Here is a 19,537-nt window from a genome sequence, read left to right as displayed (position 1 = left end):
GCATTATGGAAACTGAAAAAAATAACGAAGAGAAAACCGGAAAGCAGCAGCGAATGATTTCCGAACGAACCTATGTTTGGCTACATATCGGTTCCATTTTTTTTATCATGCTGGCCATCCTGATTTTGATTGTACCGGGCATGGAATCGTCCAATCAACTCTTGGCTTCGGGCCTGGTGGTGGTGATTGCGCTGGTTTTGATCTATGCGCTGCTGGCCAGGTATTTCAGCCCAAAAACAAAAGATCGAAATCCCAATTACAATCCCTATCACACCTTCTTTTTTAAAGGTACCGTTATTTTAGCCTCCCTTCTGGTCGCGTTTGGCATGCTTGGGGCATTTTTTGTGTATGTGGAGTACGACAACCTTTTTCAGTCCGTGGGATTGGCCACCGCTGTGATCTGGATTGCGTTATTTTTGATTTATTTCATGTGGTCGGTCTACCATTACAACATCAATTACGGACTGACGGACCAGGATTGGCAACGTATTTACGATGCCAAAGACCGGTACAGTCAGGGATTTCCGGTAAAGGCCTCAGAAATGGCTACCCCGGAATACAATCCCTACCGAAGCCAAACCTTCGGGTTACCGCCGGGTACGGTTCGGGGGATGATCGCATTTACCTTGCTGATGGGCGGCATGTCGCTTTTGATCGTTAGTTTTGGCACCCAGTATTCAGGGGCGGATGCAGCCTTGCTCAGCCAGCAATTTGAGTTTTTTGAAACCGCTTTCCTGATGATGATTGCCTTCTATTTTGGCGATAAATCCCTGAAATACCTGCAGAACCGCTGGACACCAAAGAAAGGCGGTGAAAATAAGGAATCGGGAAGCAGTGCAACCACGTCAACTTCCGACAATTGGTCCCTGTCACAGCCAAAAAGCTCGCTGGATTTCGATGAAAACGCCTTTTCTTTGGAAGACAGTGCATTTGATGCCAGCAATCGCCATCCGGAAGATGCGGGCCCGTTGGAAGAGCAGCGGGTCGCGTTGTCTACTTCCTTCGATCAGGTACCGGAGGCGTTCCAGGTAAACGAAGAATACGTGCAAATCAAAGACAATTCCACCAGTAGGGTACTCAGCGATATGGATATTCGTCAGGCATTGGACGAATTGGAACAACGGGAAAATATAAAAATAAGCCTGCCCGTGATCAAAGCGATCATCGCCGTGGAGTCTGCCGGAAGGGGGCATTTGCACGATGGCAGGGCTAAAATATTGTTTGAAGGACATAAGTTCTGGCATTGGTTGGAAAAATTCGGCAAGGACCCCAAATCACTCCAGGCAGGAAAAGAACACATTATCTACGAGAAATGGACCAGAGAACATTACCGGGTGGGTGCCAAGGAATACGAACGACTGGATTTGGCCAAAAGTATTGATCCCAAGGCAGCGGTCTACGCCACTTCCTGGGGGCTTTTTCAAATTCTGGGCGAAAATTTGGAGCACACGATCAAAGGGAGAAAGTACAAAAGCTTTACCGAATTTGAAGCGCAACAGCACGAATCGGAATACGTTCATTTTCTCGATTTCCTTGAATTCATAAAAGCGAAGAAAACGCGGGGAAAAGCACTGCTGGAATACATTTCAGAGGACAATCAGGGAAATTACGACTGGGAGTCATTTGCCTATGGATACAACGGAAGCGGCTATAAGGTCAATCAATACCATGTCAAAATGAAAGCCCAGTACGAACGGTTTAAAAACGAGGACACATGGATGGCATAAAGAACGTCTTTCTAAAGGGTTTGCTGGGAATCGGTTTGTGTTGGGCATGCCTGGCCTGTCAGCGGGATCAGCGCGGCCTGGTAATCGGCAAAATTCAACAAGCCAGCGACCTGGTAGTATCCGAATTTGTGGTAGACAAAGTAGTATTTGGGAAAAAAAGGAAGAACATCCTGTTTATACCGATCAACGAAGCATCCTTCATGGCCTATTCCAGGGCTACCATAAAAACCGGAATTGATTTAAATCAAATCAAAGAAGAAGACATACGGATAGAAGGCAACAAAATAAGTTTGGACCTCCCCTCCATCGAAGTGATCAATTTTTCCTACCCACCCGAAGCCTTTGTTGCGGATACACTCGTATCCAATCCAAAGCGATTTCTAAACAGTATTTCCCTGGAAGACCAGGAAACATTTTTCCGGATGGCCGAAATGGATATTCGCGACCATTTACCCTACATGGGGCTGGTCGAAACCAGCCAGGATCATGCCCGTAAACTCATCCATACGGTGCTAAAAGGGCTTTCATTCGAGGAGATCTACATTCAGTTTGACAGCGATTCCCTGCTGATTCGCCAGGTTAACAGTCCCGATAATCTCATGAACCCATGATTCGTCAGGTCCTGAATAGCGCCCGGTTTGTTTTGGAGATCCTGCTGGTGGTGGGACTGGTAGCTTTGGTCTATTGGTGGAATCCCCTGAATGTTTTCGGTGGGAAACCAGGGATACAATCTACTGCGAATATTGTTTCGGAAATACGGGAAATGGGGCAGCTTATCAGTGCGGAATACTACGGAGAAGTCGTCGCTTCCATTGACGAAGCGCAGATGAATCTGCTGGAAGAACCGGAGATACGGGCACAAGCCGAAATCACCTACGAAGAAATTCAACTTGAATTGGAAAACCTCCGGAATTTCCACGCGCTTTCCTCCGAAAACCGCCTGGCGTTAAGTTCCGGGACCGAAAACCTCAGCCGACGCGAGCGCAAAAAAATGCTTATCGACGGGGTGGGGTACAAAAATGTGTTGGAAAAGCTGTACTTTCTGGGAGACTGGGATCAAACCAGCCAACGGGTATTGTTTGATGAAGTGATGGCCTTTGCGCACCTGCATTTTCGGGAAGGAAATGAATCCACTGTAGACCGCCTTAGCGAACGGCAGCTTCGCCAAACCCTGGTATCCTGGTACAACGACCTCGACGTCGACTGGTGGGATGCAAATCAATTTTCCACGGACTATTTCGCAAACAAACTGAGTTCCCTATCCCGTAGCGAAGCCCGAAAAAAACTAGCGATGATCGGAAGGGGAACCGTCAAAGCAGGTTTTGACTTCAAGGGGCTAAACGAAAGCATGTACCATTACGACGAGGAAATGGGCGAGCTACACTTTTTTGGTTTTGCGCCGCAGATCTTAAACGCCGACATCAACCCCTGGTTTATTCCGGAAAAAGGAATTCCGGGCTTTGATATTTTGACCTATAATGGAAGGGTAGACTTCAACGATAGCAAAAAAGTAAAACGCTACGCCGTTCAAAAACTAACCGTCAACGCACGAAATGCGGGCATTATCCAACAAGCCGAGCAGCACGGTGGCGAGACCCTGAGAAGATTGTTTTCACTGCTCACCGGCAAAGAAATCAAAAAGGTTATCTTTCACCACGACCAAATCATTCAACTAACCCAGGATATTACCCGGGATTACTACATCAGTTACGAAGAGGCCGTCCATTTTGAAACGGCGATTCAAAACGAGTTGCAGACCATCGACTCATTGAAAAACGCCTCGGAGGATCGCTACAATAACCGACGACTAGCGGAAAATAAAGAAAATACGCTGCAACAAATGATCCGTACTGCCCAGCGGTACGAGTTTGAGACGGAAGCCCTTCCCTATCATTATTATTCCACATTCTGGTACCGGATTGCCAGCGATTCCCTGGTCGATCGTGCCGAATGGCTGGAGATAAAGTCCCAGTCCTCCTCCTCCTTTGCACCGGAATCCAGGACGGTAGCTTTATGGGCAAGCGAAGATAGTCTGCTGCTCCCCTCACAGTTTGGCGCCGGTGTGGTGCAGCTTTATCGAAAAGACATTCCCATGGGAAATTTTTCTGCCAGTAAACTTTCCGTTCAAGCCTGGCAGCAGCTGGAAAAAGAGGCGCGGCACTTTCGAAACATTTCCTTTCAGGGGGATTCGGTTGCTTTCGAATCCTTCCTGGTTGATGAAACATTGCAGGATAGCCTCCTTCGCGTACCCGCCCCCTTTAAGTATTCCCCGGAAACCTGGGAATCATGGGTCAGGGAGGACGAACGGATACAAGTCATTCAACGGGCCGATACCCTCCAACAATTACCCGAAAATCCCAACATGTTTTGGCTGGTAGATTCCAGCGAGCCTGGCACCGTGCTTCAGTTTTCCATTCCCTTTACCGAAATTACCCACCCCGAACTCTTTCGAGCCGATTCCCTCTTTGCCGATCAACAGCTCGTATTAGAGGATTGGATAGTCTTTCGATCTGCTGCGAATTTTCAGGAGGAGCTGACACTTCCCCAGCCGGAGCAGCTCCTATCCAGTCGGCAGGTAGATCAGCTGCAATCCTTTCTCGAACAGCTGTATCAGGCACATCGGGACTATCACAGTCGGGATTTTCTCACACAAACCGGCGACTGGTTTTCGCAAAAATGGAAAAATAAGTCGGGGATTTTGGAGAAATTTCAATAGCAGCGCATTCAACAGGACCGCTTACTTTATGCGGAAATAGGTATCGTACACATTTCCGGCGAAGAACTTTCCAAAACTGGCGATCGCCCTCAGCCCATCTTCGGTGGATTGGGGATGAATGGCCTTTACCGTTCTCAATTGCCGCAACAAATCGGCTACCTTGATTACCAGTTTCCCTTTTCCTAGAAGTTTTCCACCGGCGTGGTTCCCTTCGTACAGGGCAATAAACAGCGTAGTGGTGTCCCGCCAGGCATCTACCACCCGATCGTTTTCGATTTCTTTAAACCCTTCAAAGTAGTATTGATTCCCATCCGGATGCAGTAGACCTGCCGTATACTTCATTTTTTTCTGCCTGCTGCTCCCATTCTCGGTAACAAACAGGTTAAACTGCCCACCGTATGCCGTCAAGGCTTTATCTCCGAGGGCTGTAGTTTCCATACTGCCCAGCATGCTTCCCGGATGCTCCTCATTGGCTATAAATTCGTCGATATCCTCCGTTTGGATGGTAAGGGTAAATTCAAACGGTGTATTTTGCTTTTTGCCCCTGGCAAAGCCGGCCTCGAAATCCTCCGTTTCACCCCAACCAATAAATCCTTTCATCGTCTCGGTAAACTGCACGCCGGTGCCCGTCGGCGTGGAAGTACCTGAGCCCTGCTTTTGAGTTTCTGTGAAATCATGGGTTAGTGCGTAGTTTTTTTCTTCGGCAATCAATTGGCAGCTTCGCTCTGCCAATGCACTGATTGTCAGCAGGGGGTTGGTGCCCACAGGCCTTGGAATAACCGCTCCGTCCATCACGTACAAGCCTTCGTGGAGTTGTTCCCCTTCTTCGCCGGCAAATACCTGCCCCTTGTGGTCCACCACACCGAGTGCGGCATTGTCTCCCATGGCACATCCTCCCAGAGGATGCACCGTCACCAGGTCGTAATTCATCAACTGATTCCAGGTAGGATTCGGGATCTTGGTTCCGCCAAGGGCTTCCGTTGCCTGGTACATCTCCCCATTTACCTTCTTAAATATTTCCTGTTTCCCGACACCCTGCCAATTGATTGCCAGCTTGCCTTGTTCGTCCATTTTAAGTGATCCATTACCGTCGTCATGGGTCATCACCAGGTATACCTGGGTGCGGGCCAGTGCTCCGTGAAAGGGTCCAAGAAAGAGGCTCCGGATTTCCCGCCACTTCTCTTTGAAATAGTCCTTGAACCCCCTGTCCGTATCCCTTCCCACCAGCCGTGAAAAACCGATGAGGGCCTTTGGCATGATGCCCCGGATTGGTCCGGGAATGGTTCCTTCTTCCAGCGTCATGCCGTCCTCCAACGATTCTCTTTCCCGCAAGTCGATGATACTGGTTATGCAAGGACCCACCTCGGCAACTGCTTCCGTCCCTTTTTTGCCGAGTCCGATGCCGTTGATGCGCACGTCGTTGTTGTAACCAAAACCCAGTACATCGCCGTTTCCGGTAAATCGCTGCCCCAGACGTTTGGATAGCCTAAGACCCATGGCAGCAGAACGTAGGAGAATTTCGGTAGAACCCAATGCACCTGCACCCAGAATCACGTTCTTTGCCTGAAGAAATAGCAAGGGCGCATCGAAAAGATCCCTTCCGATGCCGATGGGGTGAAAATACACCTGCCAATAAGCGCCTACTTTCTTGACATAGCGCACGTTGATTTCGGTAAATATCTCTGCTCCATGGAAGCAGGCATCGGGCAGGTAATTCATGGCCGTAGTATTTTTTGCGCCGATATTGCAGCCCGTCACGCAGTCGCCGCAGTTGGTGCATTTTGGCTGATGCACCCCTACCTGATTGATCTGGTCCTCAAAATTCACATTGATATCCAATAACCGGAAGGGGGCAGCCATGTGCGCCGCTGACTTGCGCATGGCTTCCGTTTTTTTCAATATGGGGTATCCGTTTTTGTTTTCCGGATAGGGACTGGGCCGCAGCATGGACCAGGCCCGGGCCACGCCAGTATCAAAGGATTCCAGATCTTCCCGCAAGGCCCTGGGCCAGGCCTCGTCCTGCATCACCCGTGACTCAGGTCGGATGGACACGTTCGCATTGACCAGAGAAGTACCTCCCAAGCCGCATCCTTTGAACACATTGATTCCGCTGCCCATGGTAAACTCGTACAGCCCGTTTTTTTCCAGGTCGACCGACTTTCCACCAACAAAGTTCATTTCACCCGAGGCCTTGATCAGGGTATCGGGAAATTCTCCCGGGAGGAATTCTTTTCCCTTTTCCAGCAGGCAGACCGTCTGACCACTTCGTGCCATGCGGGATGCCGCGATGCTTCCTCCGTATCCCGATCCTACCACAACGTAGTCGTAGGATGGCTTGATGCTGGTTACTGGTTTAGCGAGTCGTTTCATGGTGTATCGTTATAGGATCTTCTATCAATTCATAATTTATGGGTCCACCTTCAAATCGGGGGTTTTCTTCGGTACCGGTATTTTTCCAGTTACGCACCACCTGCTTGACACCAATGGGATAAATGGTTAGCCCGTCCGCTGTGACCGCTATTCGAAGGAAATTTTTATACCCTTCCCATCGGTAGGAAGAAGAGGCTTCGGTAATGTGGTTCTTTAAAACCACCACACTAAACGTAAGGTATAGCCCAAACAAAACACCACTGATGATCCCTCCTACCAGCACCATTTCCCCAATGAAAAGCAGGATTTGTTCGACCGAGTTTACATCCAAACCCAACGATTGGAGGTTGGTGTACGAGAAGAGCCAAAGAAGAAAATAGAAGTTAAGCAGGTGAAGCAAGGCATGGACTGCTCCGGCAATATAGTTCAGGTTTTTCTTTCCGGATTTGGTATCGGTGAATAGTACCAGACCGATGACCAGCAAGATGTTAAGAAAAAGGGCACCGGGATGATGGCTGATTCCACTCCCGATTGTTTGAAGCACCTCGCCCAAGCCTCCGTCAAAAAGGTTCGCAGCAGCGAGTCGTTCCATCAACGACGTTTCGCCTTCCACCTTGGTCTGTAAAATCCAGGAGGTAAATACATGGTAAATGCCGAAGAAAAAAAGCATGGTTAGGCTAAAATAGGGAAAAAGCAGATTCAGAAAGCTCAGTCTTATCGATTCTTGCTTCGATGGAAAAACCTTTTTCAAATGGGATGTTTCGCCACCAAGGCTTTCGATTTCGGGTTTCAAGGTATGGGTCGGATGCATGAAGGCGCCTCCCCCCCCCGCAGTAATCAGCTGGCAGGACGCTTCCTGCTGCTTGCCGGTTTCGTACCGGGCGTAGTGGTGCAAGTCACCCGTTAGTATGGACTTGATTTGTATGGACTTGTTCTTGGTCTCGTAGTCTTTTTCTCCCTTCCCAAAAAGAACCTTGTCGATAAAAAATTGCAACCGATCAAAGGATTCGTTTTTATCGTCAAAAGACTTATAGACCCAGGACGGTTCGGATGTGCAAAGAATGATTTTACTTGCTTCGTTAAAATGGGTTTTGGCAATTTCCCGGAAATAGCAAATTTGGGGGTAATCGATGTCGGCATTGAGCTGTACGTCGATGGCGATCAACCAGTAATCGTGGGGTAATTTCAAGGCAAAATAACTCCGGCTCTGCTGGGTGCGCCAGTTACCTAGCGATCGTTTTTGGGTAAACAAGCGGAGGAAGTTGGTAAGGCCGTCGTACCAATCATGGTTTCCGGGAATTGCAAACACGTCCGGCCGATTCTCATCTGCCTCGTTTTTGGGAAAAGCCGCCTGATAGGGTCCCCGCAGGCGGTTGGTGTACTCGATGATTTCTGGGGTAGGATATACTTCGTCGCCACCCATAACCAGCACATCGCCCCGCTTCAGGGATTTCCCCCGGAGCGTGAGGGACTCCCGGGCCAACAGTTCAGCAAGCGTGTAGGTGGGATTAAATCCATCGCCTAAATCTGAAATAAAATCAAACCAAAATTCCTTTTTCTCGGAGTAATCGTGGATTTGAATTTCCTGATCCAAGGCTGCAAGCATTTCCCTGCGGTCAGCAAAATTCCCGAAAACCGAGGAAAGCACGGTTTTTACACCGGTAAAAGCCAATTGACGGGGATCGTACCAATTGACCATGGGTTTCTTTTCAAACTTCATTGTACATCATTTTTTTTATCTGTTTCAGTTTAAATCCAATTCCTCCCCTACTTCCTTCATTTGTTATCGCCAGTGCCTTCCGAAAACTTCTAAGGCGTGCGCCAAAGGATTGGTACAGGCTTCCTTCCATTACGATTTCGGGATCGGCTTCCATTTTGGGATACAGCACCAACTCCAATGCCTTGAATTCCATACCGGCCAACCAGTGCCAGGGGCTCTTGACTTCAAATCTCGCCAACAGGTGATACGTACGGCCGTCAATAAGGAAATTGGAAGCGATTTCTGCTACGATTCCCTGGCTGTCTTTGATCGAAAAGTGACCCGCTGTCCCTGGGAATTCCTGATCTAAATGCCCCAGGTAAAGACTGGAATAAACTTCCGTGTTCCCTTTCCCTTCCCATTCGGTATACCGGAGAAAAACCCGGTACCTGACCTGGGAAATTTCGTCCTTCCAGGGCAATTCCCCGGAATAGTACAGGCTAATCGCCAGGCAATCACCCAAATTGCGGGTAGCGGTGCTGCGTTCATTTAACGGCGTGCCCGATTCGGGAATGGCAGACAGGTACTCGGTAGCATCGCTATATCCCATGGCCATCAAATCTCTGGTGGTAATCCGGTTAAAAAACAAATCGGGATCGAGGGGAAGCGGTAGTTGCGGGCGAATGACAAAAACCTGGATGGGTTTTCGCTGTCCAAATTCGGATTCCCCACGTAAAATCCCTTTGTTGATCCATTTGATCTGTTCAAATTCCTCCCACAAGCCGCCGTTTGCACTCATTTCAATGGAATGAACGTACTGACGCAGCGCTCCGGGAAGGTAGGCAGGGTAGTTTCCAATGCCCCATACCACCCAAATCTCCTCAGCGCCTCGCCGGACGGCCTCCATCAGGTTCGCATCCTTGATCCAAACGGCGTCGATAAACCAATCCTCTCCTACCTGCAACGCCGGCATGACGATGGGTAAGGAAACCCCCGCCAGCAGATGGTTTTCGTGCACGTCTTTCGCTGGAATGGCCTGAACCGATTTTTTGGGAAAATTGCAAAGGGAGAAGGTAATGGGAAGCTTTTTCCGGCGAATACTTGCTATATCTACTCCGAAATGCGGGAATACCTTGCTGCGAATCGCATCCGCATCGCCCATCCCTTTCATTCGCCAGGGTCGTAGGTAGTCGGTGACGCGGGCTGGCGATACAAAATGTGCCATTTTCAAATCGGCCCAGCGATCCATCAGCGCCTGTACCTCCATTCCGGACGCCAGCATGGCCGCATTAAATATGCCTCCCGACGTTCCATCCACGTGATCAAATTGCAAGCCCGCCTCTTCCATGGCCTTCAACACCCCCACCTGATAGGCAACGCGTATTCCGCCGCCGGCCAATACCAGTGACTTCCTGCTTTTGGAGTCGTTCGGATGGGATGTAATCAGCATGTCATGGAAAGTGCTACGGGTGGCAATGGATAGATCGTTTTTGTGAATCGTTGCAGCGCAAGACAACGCGTCAGCGCAAAGTCCTCAGGTAAAGCAGAAAAACAATGCCGGAAAACAAATCGAAAATAGCGACGCTCAGTGCAAGAATGGAAAACAGGCCCTTGAAAACGCCTACCGTTACCGCAACAAAAGCCCCAAACTTTTGAAAGGATGACCAGAGGATGATTTGCGTGTTGCTCACCGAGCCATAGACTGCATGCAAGACCATTCCGCCGAAAAGCGCCATAAACATGCCGACAATGGCAAACAAATGGGCCGATTCCGGAGTCGCCGCTGCTTTCCCCACAAAATTCAGGACAAAAGACGGATGAATCAATTGAACCAATCCGGATAAAAGCGTGATAAATGCGATCAACACGACCAGCAACTCAATGTAGCGGGTAGATATTCCGAATACCTTATCTTGATTCATGACCTTGGTGGTTTGGTTTTGCTTTGGCAATAAAGAAGTACATGGTGATTCCCCACATCACCGTGAGGATAACCCAACGAATGTCGTTGAGCCACATCCATTCCTGCAAGAGTACTTGCAACCTGGCTTCATCGGCCACTCCTGCTTTAAATTCATTGTTGATCTCTTCAATAAAGGCCTGCTGCACCACTACCGGTGCCAAAAGTCCCGGTATCCAGGCGATCGGTACCCAGCGCAGACCGGTTTTCCATTCCGTGATTAACATAATTACCAAGGCTATCGCCATAATCGGAATGGTGATAAAGAAAAACCGTGTGGCCAAATCCGTTTGCGGAATAATGGCATCGTAATAATTATCGAGCGTCAGGGTATTGGGGTAATTCGGAAACCAAAAGAAATGCAGGGACCAAAACATGCCCAGGTATATAGAGGCACAAAAGAAAATGTAGGCATTGTTTAGGTCAAGGAGGGTTTTTTTGATCGGGTTCATGACAGTGCTTGACTAGGGGTTTATATTCGAAATTTCTCGTAATCGGTAATCGACGGCGGCGGCAGCCAGTCCTCGCTATACCCCAGTGGGTAGACCGACTCCAATCCTTCCGGCATTTCTTTGGGAGGATCCGGATAAGTCATGAACCAACACTGGAAATGGTCGTCCAAAATACCGTTGGTTGCTGGCATAAAGGTGGTAAAAAAGGGATCGGGTGAAAGATCAATTCCTCTCAGGGCTGCTACGTTGGGATGATCTCCGATATACAGGTTTCCTTTTGCCTTGCCAAATAGGTTGATCCCAGCCCGGGTTTCAAAATAGATATAAGAAGCCATCAGCATGTTCCGAAACCTGCAGTAATTGGTGGCGCCTACTTTCAATTTGATCGAGGGTGAGCGGGGTTTTTCGATTTCGATGCGGAACACAAATTGTCCGTTTTTTTCGTATTGGCTGCTAACCCCTTCCGGGGATTCCACAAAATCCAGGTTTGCCTGGTGCTTTGGCATGCCCCAAATCCCTTTTCCTCCCTTCACCGAGATTTCGCTGCTTACCGGCAAATCCAGGATATATTGCCCGGTCCCGTAATGCCCCAAAAAGAGTGCATTGGCAATACGTGGAGCCGGACGGGCACCCCGGGTGCAGGCAATGGCGATGCTGTACTCGATGTACTTCCCGATACTGGTATCGAGGTAATCGATCACGGTGATTAACAGCGCGGCCCTACCGTTGGGAAGTTTCAGGGCGTGAATTTCGTTTCCCGGAAGCAATTCGTTCGCTTTTTGCCAATCACAGGAAAAACCGGCCATCAGAGCTGGGGAACGCGAAGAGCGAACCGGCATCTGATAAGGTATTCCATCTACCAGCGCGTACCTACCGGCATATCGTTTGATTCGTTTAGGAGGCATACCGTTTTCTAACCATTGTTTAATTCATTGATCATTTTTGGAAACACATCTACGTGCGCATTCTTCCCGAAAAATACATCCAGGTGACTATACGCATCCAACAGGTACAGTTTATGAAAGCCTGGCCTTGCGCGTTCCAGGTAGGCAAATGTTCTTTCCTGGCTTTCTGCCAGAAAACACTTGTTCTTTTTCCCTCCAAACAGGACCATGCGTGCATCCGTGCGAGGAGCTTCGGACACGTAATCGGGACTACCGTCCGCTACCGGCACCAGCGCTCCGTTTTTCACACATTTCTGCATGTGTTTGAAAAAAGAGAGCGGTACATGGGCAAACTCGTATTGAATCCAATCCATTGTTTTTTTATCCAGATTTTCCAATTCCCACAAGGCCGGAAAACCGGAACCATAGGTGAAACTTACCATCTTTCCTACCGTGGTATCCTTTTCCCAATGGGTGGCTTTTACGAAGTTGAGCAACAGTTTGGATTTGAAATCAGGTGGAGAAAGCCCCCATTGGGGGTCGATGTAATCAAAAAACCGGCTGACCAGGGGAACCAGCGCCTTCAGCTTAAACCTGGAAAACGCCGGTACTACCGGATGCAGGGAAACGGCATTGCTGATAATCAATGTTACTTCCGGCAATAAGCCCATCACCGCCGACATCATAAAGCTGGTACTACCCTGACAGTGGATGATTGCCTTGATTTCTTTCGCTCCAGTCAGTTCCACCACTTTCTTCACTGCCGCGGGATGGTCGTACCGGGCCACCTCATCCAGGTTCCATTCATTCGGCTCCAATACAATGGAACCCCTCCAATTTTCCAACCAGACATCGTAGCCTTCTTCGGCCAATTTGAAAATAATGTTGTTTGGGGTAGGTGGATTAAAAATCATGCTGCTTACGCCTGCCCCATGCACCAGCAAGACTGGCCCCTTGGAAACATTATTCGACTTGAAATGCTTCAACTCGCAGGGAAACCCATCCAAGGCTTCAAATTCTATGCTCTCAAACTCAGCATTCATAGAAATTATTTTTCATTCGCATAATTTACCAAAATAAAATGAATTCGACATGCATTTTTCAAGTAATTTTCAGAAGCAAAGCGGCAATACGCATTCGTAATCCAACGGATCGTTTGGTTATTGGCTCCTTTCGTTGACAGCCCCGATCTTCTGAGCTCTTTGCTCCCGCAGTAAAACGCCGGGCCCTCCCCTTCCACCCATGGCCATTCGTCGGTGGATTAACGGCGGATACCTGAAGCAGGTCCGAAATAAAAATTTTATCTTTGACCGCAAACTAAATCGTCGTTTTCCATGAAATTCATCGCAACTTTCCTTTTCAGCAGTCTGGTACTGCTTCTCGCAAGCAGCTGTAGTCAAAACCCGCAGCCGGGGGAAGCGGCGGACCTGGCAGCCATCAAGGCCATGAGTCAGGCAAGGGCCGATGCCTTCAACGAGGGTGATGCCGGCAGTATCGCCGCCTATTTTACCGAAGACGCAGTACTGATGGCACCCAATAGTCCAAAAAAGATCGGACCCGCAGCAGTTGCCGCTTACTACCAAGAAATTTTTGACAGCTACCACACCGAGCTGGAAAGTGGGTACGAACACGTAACCGTAGACGGGGATTTGGCATTTGGAAGAGGCTTTGCCAAGGTTACCCTGTTTTCCAAAAGTACCGGTGACACCCTGTACTCCACCTCCAAATACCTAAACATCCTGGAAAGACAGACGGATGGCAGCTGGAAAACCACGCACGATATCTGGAATGCCAACGAATAACTAAAACGAGACGGGGATTGCCCGGTATTAAAACGGATCCACGTCTACCAAAAACCGAACCGGGCGAAATTTCTTATCTCCCTGAAGCGTGCGTATGGCTTCCATCAGTTGCACCTTAAACTGCTCCTGCACCGAAACCGATTTTTCCAGCTTGATCCATAGTTCAAAAAGGTAGAGGTTTTTGATCTTTCCTATCAGGGATTTTTCCGGACCCAGCAAAATCTTTTTGGCCTCGATGGAAGCCAGCAGATTTTTCAGATGCAGCGCCGCCTGCTCGGCGGTTTTGAAGTCTTTGTGCTTGGTAGTGATCTTGATGTTTTTGACAAAGGGAGGGTAAAAAAACTGCTTCCGCTCCCGCAGCTCCTGCTGGTAAAAACCCCTGTAATCACCGGACATTATCTGTCTGAAAATCAGTTGGTCCGGGCGCCTGGTTTGAATGACTACATCACCTGTTTTTTCCCGCCTCCCGGCCCTACCCGCCACCTGGGTAATTTGTTGAAATGCCCGCTCACCAGATCTGAAATCCGGAAAATAAAGGATCCGGTCAGCGTCCACAACTCCCACTAGCGAAACCTTATCAAAATCGAGTCCTTTGGTGATCATTTGGGTACCCACCAGTATATCCACATTGCCGGCGCCGAAGTCTTCCAGGATACGCTGGTACCCGTATTTGCTGCGCGTGGTATCCAGATCCATTCGGGCAATTCGGGCTTCGGGAAACAGCAGGGAAAGGTTTTCCTCAATTCGCTCCGTCCCTACCCCTACGGTAGTGATTTTATGGCTTCCGCAGGCGGGGCAGGCCTTTGGAAGTTTTTCTTTAAATCCGCAATAATGGCACCGGAGTTCCTCCTGGTATTGGTGGTAGGTCAGGCTCACGTCGCAATGCTCGCATTCGGGAATCCAGCCGCATTCCTCGCAGGAAAGATACGGTGCATATCCCCGCCGATTTTGAAATATCAGGACCTGCTCCTGTTTGTTTAACGCCTCCTGTATCTTTTCCCGCAATATCCGGGTAAAGTCCAGTTTGAGGAGGTTCTTTTTCTTATCGGCGAGGATATCGGCCAGATGAAAGTAAGGAAGTTCGGCATTTCCATAGCGTTTCTCAAGGCTAACGTAGCCATATTTCCCCGTTTGGGCATTGTAGAAGGATTCAAATGCCGGGGTGGCCGAACCCAAGAGCGTCTTCGCCTGATGCATCCAGGCCAGCATGATGGCGGCATCCCGGGCCTGAAATCGGGGTGCCGGATCAAATTGCTTGTAGGACGGCTCGTGCTCCTCGTCTACGATTACCAACCCCAGACTATCAAAGGGCAAAAACAAGGACGAACGTACGCCAATTATAAAATTAAACCTCCCACTGAGCACGCCTTGCCAGACTTCCACCCGTTCGTTATCGGAGTACTTGGAGTGAAACACGCCCATTTTGCTTCCAAATACTTTCTTTAACCGAAACACCAAATGGGTGGTCAGGGCAATCTCTGGGAGCAGCAAAAGTACCTGGGAGCCACTTTCCAGTACTTCTTTTATCAATTGGATGTAGATTTCCGTTTTCCCGGAACCCGTAATTCCCTGCAGCAACAAGGTTTGCTTTTCCTGAAACTGCCGCTGTATTTCTTCAAGGGTCTGCTGCTGAAGGGGCGATAATTCCACCTGATCCTGGCCGGTTTCCAGCTCATCAAACCGGCTAATCGTCACCTTGAAGGCCTCCAGTATCCCTTTCTTCACCAGGGTATCGATGGAACTTGGCGAGCAGCCATGATCGATCAAAACCGATTTTACAATTCCCCCGGTATTTTGCTCCGGTTTTTGAAATACCGGCAGCACCTGTAGGTACTTCAGCAGGACTTCTTCCTGCTTTTGCTTGCCTTTTAATTGAGCAAACAACTCCTGCAGCAATCCTTTCTCAGCAAGGTATTGTTGCGCCAGGCGAATCCGCTGCTCCGTCTTGGGGCTGTATTTTTCCCGTACGGATTCGTAAAGCAAAACGGCACCCTTTGTCAGCAGGCTCTTGATGATTTTATGGCTGATTTTCCCTGGCAAAAGCTGTTCAAACTGCTCCACCTTCATTTCGTCGTGTTTGGCAAGGGTTTCCAACACCAGCAATTCCCGCTCATCCATCGGAAATCCCGGTGCTTCGGGATCGAAGTCCGGATGTACCTGTACCCGGCTTTCCGTGGAAAGTTTCAGTCCGCTGGGAAGTGCCGCATGCATGACTTCTCCGATGTGACAGCAATAATAGCTGGCCATCCAGTTCCAAAATTTGATTTGCAAGGCGTTGACCACCGGAAAATCGTCCAGTACATCCAACAGGGGTTTGGCCAGGTAGGCTTCGGGAGCTTTTTGATGCACCCTTGCCACGATGCCGGTGAGAATCTTCGTATTTCCAAAACGGACCATCACGCGGTAGCCGATACCAATTCGGTCCTGAAATTCCCGTTCCACCTTATAGGTAAACCATTTCGGAATAGGCACCGGTAAGATCACGTCCGCAAACAGCGTCTTGGCGCTGGTTCCGGGGTAGCTATGCGCAAAAAGGTCTTCCAAAATCAGCTCGTTTGGGGTAGGTTTGGTAACTGATCCAGCGCTTCTTGCAAACGCGCAACGGGTTGCTTGCAGGTCTTGTTGAAACAAACAAAAAATCGGTTGGCATCCAGGGGCTTGTCTTGTAGCAACGGCAAGTCCGCGGGCGTTGACGCTGCGGCCAATACCGTATTCGGACGGTACCCCTTCTGCCAAATCAGGCCATTTTCAGCAGCATCTGGCCCAAGAATGGCGATTTCGGCCGTGGGAATGGATTTTTCCAGGTAAAACGAAGCCCAATAAGCCAGAAAGGAGGGCTCCTGCAGGAGGATACCCTGTACCAACTGCAACATCTTTTCGGCCTGATCTACGTACCGTTGCCGGTAATAATAGATCCCCATTCGATGTAAATTCCGCGCCATAACGGCATTGGAAGAGGGAATTACGTTATCAAAAATCTCCTTTTTATCGGCGATTAACTTTTCCTGGGCCGGGTCATTCAGAAAGAATAAGCCATCGGAATCATCAAAAAATCGTTCCATGGCCCGTTCAAGCAACCGCTCGGAGCGGTCGAGCCATTTCTGGTCAAAAGAAAGCGTATACAGGGAAAGAAAGGCCTGAATAACCGCTGCATAGTCTTCCAAAAAGCCGGATGTATACGCCTTTCCATTTTTATAATTGCGAAACAACTCGTCGCCCGCTACCATCTTGCTCCAGATAAACTCCCCGCTAGCAAGGGCCTGGTCCCGATAGGATGCCTCACCGAGTGCATGATACGCCTGGCAAATACCCTGAATGACCCAGCCGTTCCAGCCGCTGATGATTTTATCATCCAGTCCGGGCCGTTCCCGCTTGTTTCTGTGTGCAAACAGCTTTGCTTTGATCTCATTGAGCCGTTTGACAAATTCCCTTTCACCCAGACCCAAGGAATCGGCAATCGCCGCATAGGATTCTTTTTGGAAAAGGATATTTTCACCGGATTCCCAGTTGCCCTCGCTTTTGATGCCATACAGCCGGCCAAACCAACCGCGGTCCCCGCCCAGTACCTCCTTGATTTCCTCAGCCGTCCACACGTAATACTTCCCCTCCTTCCCTTCGCTATCGGCATCCAGAGCCGCATAAAACCCATTCTCCGGACTCTTCATTTCCCGCGTCAGCCAATCGATTGTCTCACGCACTTTCTCGCTAAAAAAAAGATCTCCGCTGTACTGATACGCTTTCGCATACAGGGAGAGCAGCTGACCATTGTCGTACAGCATTTTCTCAAAATGCGGTGCAAACCATTCTCCATCCACGCTGTAGCGGCAAAACCCACCTCCCAGGTGATCGTAGATTCCCCCCATGCCGATTTTTTTTAGCGTGTAACACACCTTTTCGCCCAGGTCATGCTGCTGATCCAAAATGGCCAAATCCAGCAAAAATGCCCAAATAGCCGGCATGGGAAATTTCGGTACGCGCTTCAAGCCACCCCAAACCGGATCATAGCCTTCCATAATTTTAGCCCCAATTTCCCGAACCTTTCCTGGATCAAAGGGAGAAGCATCGAGCGACAAACCGTATTTTTCTACCAGGGACGTGCTCAGACTCTTTCCAAATCCGGCTGCACTTCGGGCCAGCTCCTCGTATTGTTGGGCAAAAGCTGTTGAAATGCCGGAAAGCACCTTTACCCATTGATTTTTCGGAAAATAAGTGCCGCCATAAAAGGGGTGTTGGTCCGGCATCAGAAACACATTCAGCGGCCAACCGCCTTGCAGACCCATTAATTGAACGGCTTCCATGTAGAGGTTATCCAAATCCGGACGCTCTTCGCGATCTATCTTTATGGCCACAAAGTGCTCGTTCATGAGCTCCGCCACTTCCTGATCTTCAAAGCTTTCCTTTTCCATCACGTGGCACCAGTGACAGGCCGAATAGCCAATACTTACCAGGATAGGTTTGTTTTCCGTCCGTGCTTTTTGAAGTGCCTCTTCTCCCCAGGGGTACCAGTCTACCGGATTGGAGGCATGCTGCTTTAGGTAAAGGCTTTGGCTGTGGATAAGTCTATTGGTTTTCATTTGCGCGATTTGATGGGGTACTACTAATATTCAATTTGATTTAGCTGATCGGTAATGGCCGCCAGTTCGGAGCTAAAATCCAGCCTTTGTGGTAATTGTTGGATCTGATGAGCCAATTTCCTCAGAAATACGCCATGTTGCTGCGAAAGCGGCTCAAACGGCCTGTGGCTCAAGCTGCGCTGGATTTGCTCGATTTCTTTGACCAGATTCTGTGTAGATCGGTCAAAAAAGCAATCCTGGAACTTCTCCCAAATATACGCTTCTGCCATGGAATTTGGGTGGATGAGGTCATCTTTATAAAACCGATAATCCCGCAAGTCATCCATCATGATTTCGTATGCCGGAAAATAAAAAACATTGGAATAATCACGGGCAAGTTGCTCGCAAAGTAGGCGAAGCAAACTTTTGCTTACCTGATTTGCTGAAATCCCGTCCCGGATATGCCGGACAGGACTTACCGTAAATACCAGTTGCACTTTTGGACAAACCTGCCGGAGGATCTTGTAAAAGCGGTCAAACGCCACCCGCATTTGCTCCAGTGTTAATAGCTCCTTTTTAAACTGCTTCTGCGGCACCTTGTGGCAATTGGCTACCAGCGCATTGCTCGGAACGTGTCGAAAAACAAATGCCGTTCCGAAGGTAATAAACAGGTGACTGCTGGCCTGTAAGTGCCGAAGGGTGTCCTGTTGCGCTTTTTCCAGAAGTACTTGTAGGTCCTCCCTTGAGGTGCCACTTAGCCGGGAATGGGCTTGAAAATGGTAAAACCTGGCGTGCGATTGCAGGTAGTGTTCCTCCGCCAGAGGCGTTTCACGAAGTGAACACTCCAGCAGCTCAAGGATGGATATGGGGTTGTAGATCACGCCGAAGGGATTGGCAAGCACGTCAAATTTGCTTTGCAGCAATTTTTCGCCTATCGCCTCTGAAAAACAGGAGCCGATCGTTAGCAGGCTGCCGGAATGCCCTACCTTTTCCGGGCAGGGGTCAATCGTAAACTCGGTTCTGAAACTTCTCATGATCGTTCGTTCGAACAGCAAAATAACCAATGCCTGGGAGGAACAAAAGCGGTAATGCAATTATCCCTAAAGGCCTTCGCTGTAGGATTCAGGTTCAAGCATTTCCCAGGAAAAAAACCTACGGGATACCGGAAAACGAACCGATCCTAACTCATATTCCTCAAAACAGCAATGTAGTTGCTATGAATCGGGCTTTATTGGACTTTGAACGGGCAACCCTTTTTATATTTTTCATCTCACGTTAAATAAAATGGGGTGAAAAACTGTTTTCGTCGCAACTATAATGGCCCTATCTGCTCAATAGCGCACGTTTTGCGGAACTTGAGTAAAAAGTCCCACC

General features: G+C 49.1%; 14 protein-coding genes. 4 read left to right on the top strand and 10 right to left on the bottom strand.

Features of this window, described 5'->3' with window-relative positions; genetic code table 11:
- Positions 1–5: 5 nt before the first annotated feature.
- Genes GCU44_RS13195 through GCU44_RS13185 form a run of 3 tightly spaced genes read left to right on the top strand, consistent with a single transcriptional unit; the run spans position 6 to position 4,443 of the window.
- Positions 6–1,727: an N-acetylmuramidase domain-containing protein gene (locus tag GCU44_RS13195; protein WP_154856819.1), complete on the top strand. Its 1,722-nt coding sequence runs from the start codon at positions 6–8 to the stop codon at positions 1,725–1,727.
- The gene (locus GCU44_RS13190; protein WP_154856818.1) at positions 1,715–2,338 is read left to right on the top strand and encodes a DUF4230 domain-containing protein; all 624 of its coding nucleotides are present in this window, start codon (positions 1,715–1,717) and stop codon (positions 2,336–2,338) included. Before GCU44_RS13195 ends, GCU44_RS13190 begins: the two co-directional genes overlap by 13 nt.
- Positions 2,335–4,443 carry a DUF4230 domain-containing protein gene (locus tag GCU44_RS13185; RefSeq protein WP_154856817.1) on the top strand — a complete coding sequence of 703 codons (2,109 nt, stop codon included), beginning with the start codon at positions 2,335–2,337 and terminating at the stop codon, positions 4,441–4,443. Before GCU44_RS13190 ends, GCU44_RS13185 begins: the two co-directional genes overlap by 4 nt.
- Positions 4,444–4,464: 21 nt before the next feature.
- Here the strand turns inward: GCU44_RS13185 and GCU44_RS13180 are convergent, their stop codons facing one another.
- From GCU44_RS13180 to GCU44_RS13150, 7 genes are all read right to left on the bottom strand, one after another.
- A complete protein-coding gene (locus tag GCU44_RS13180; RefSeq protein ID WP_154856816.1) occupies positions 4,465–6,813 on the bottom strand; it encodes a GMC family oxidoreductase N-terminal domain-containing protein in 2,349 nt (782 codons plus the stop codon).
- Complete coding sequence (locus tag GCU44_RS13175; protein WP_154856815.1) at positions 6,797–8,533, bottom strand: metallophosphoesterase; 1,737 nt, start codon at positions 8,531–8,533, stop codon at positions 6,797–6,799. Before GCU44_RS13175 ends, GCU44_RS13180 begins: the two co-directional genes overlap by 17 nt.
- Positions 8,523–9,962 (bottom strand): patatin-like phospholipase family protein, encoded by a 1,440-nt coding sequence (locus GCU44_RS13170; protein WP_154856814.1) that lies wholly within the window; start codon positions 9,960–9,962, stop codon positions 8,523–8,525. Before GCU44_RS13170 ends, GCU44_RS13175 begins: the two co-directional genes overlap by 11 nt.
- Positions 9,963–10,032: 70 nt before the next feature.
- Positions 10,033–10,434, bottom strand: coding sequence for a patatin (locus tag GCU44_RS13165; protein ID WP_092169214.1), 402 nt, complete (start codon positions 10,432–10,434; stop codon positions 10,033–10,035).
- Entirely contained in the window at positions 10,421–10,924 is a 504-nt protein-coding gene (locus GCU44_RS13160; protein WP_092169211.1) for a hypothetical protein, read from the bottom strand. Before GCU44_RS13160 ends, GCU44_RS13165 begins: the two co-directional genes overlap by 14 nt.
- 20 nt (positions 10,925–10,944) lie before the next feature.
- Positions 10,945–11,829: an acetoacetate decarboxylase family protein gene (locus GCU44_RS13155; protein WP_154856813.1), complete on the bottom strand. Its 885-nt coding sequence runs from the start codon at positions 11,827–11,829 to the stop codon at positions 10,945–10,947.
- 8 nt (positions 11,830–11,837) lie between these two features.
- A complete protein-coding gene (locus GCU44_RS13150) occupies positions 11,838–12,851 on the bottom strand; it encodes a lipase family protein (protein WP_154856812.1) in 1,014 nt (337 codons plus the stop codon).
- Positions 12,852–13,142: 291 nt separating this feature from the next.
- Here GCU44_RS13150 and GCU44_RS13145 point away from each other — a divergent pair, with 291 nt between their 5' ends.
- Positions 13,143–13,610, top strand: coding sequence for a YybH family protein (locus GCU44_RS13145; RefSeq protein WP_154856811.1), 468 nt, complete (start codon positions 13,143–13,145; stop codon positions 13,608–13,610).
- 27 nt (positions 13,611–13,637) lie between these two features.
- Here the strand turns inward: GCU44_RS13145 and priA are convergent, their stop codons facing one another.
- Genes priA through GCU44_RS13130 form a run of 3 tightly spaced genes read right to left on the bottom strand, consistent with a single transcriptional unit; the run spans position 13,638 to position 19,197 of the window.
- A complete protein-coding gene (priA, locus tag GCU44_RS13140) occupies positions 13,638–16,154 on the bottom strand; it encodes a replication restart helicase PriA (protein WP_154856810.1) in 2,517 nt (838 codons plus the stop codon).
- A gap of 2 nt (positions 16,155–16,156) precedes the next feature.
- Positions 16,157–18,184: a thioredoxin domain-containing protein gene (locus GCU44_RS13135; RefSeq protein ID WP_154856809.1), complete on the bottom strand. Its 2,028-nt coding sequence runs from the start codon at positions 18,182–18,184 to the stop codon at positions 16,157–16,159.
- 23 nt (positions 18,185–18,207) lie between these two features.
- Positions 18,208–19,197 carry a GSCFA domain-containing protein gene (locus tag GCU44_RS13130; RefSeq protein WP_154856808.1) on the bottom strand — a complete coding sequence of 330 codons (990 nt, stop codon included), beginning with the start codon at positions 19,195–19,197 and terminating at the stop codon, positions 18,208–18,210.
- Between the last annotated feature and the right edge of the window lie 340 nt (positions 19,198–19,537).

The organism is Cyclobacterium xiamenense (genome assembly GCF_009467825.1).
In the GTDB taxonomy this organism is placed as follows: Bacteria; Bacteroidota; Bacteroidia; order Cytophagales; family Cyclobacteriaceae; genus Cyclobacterium; species Cyclobacterium xiamenense.
This window is presented reverse-complemented; position numbering and strand designations above follow the sequence as displayed.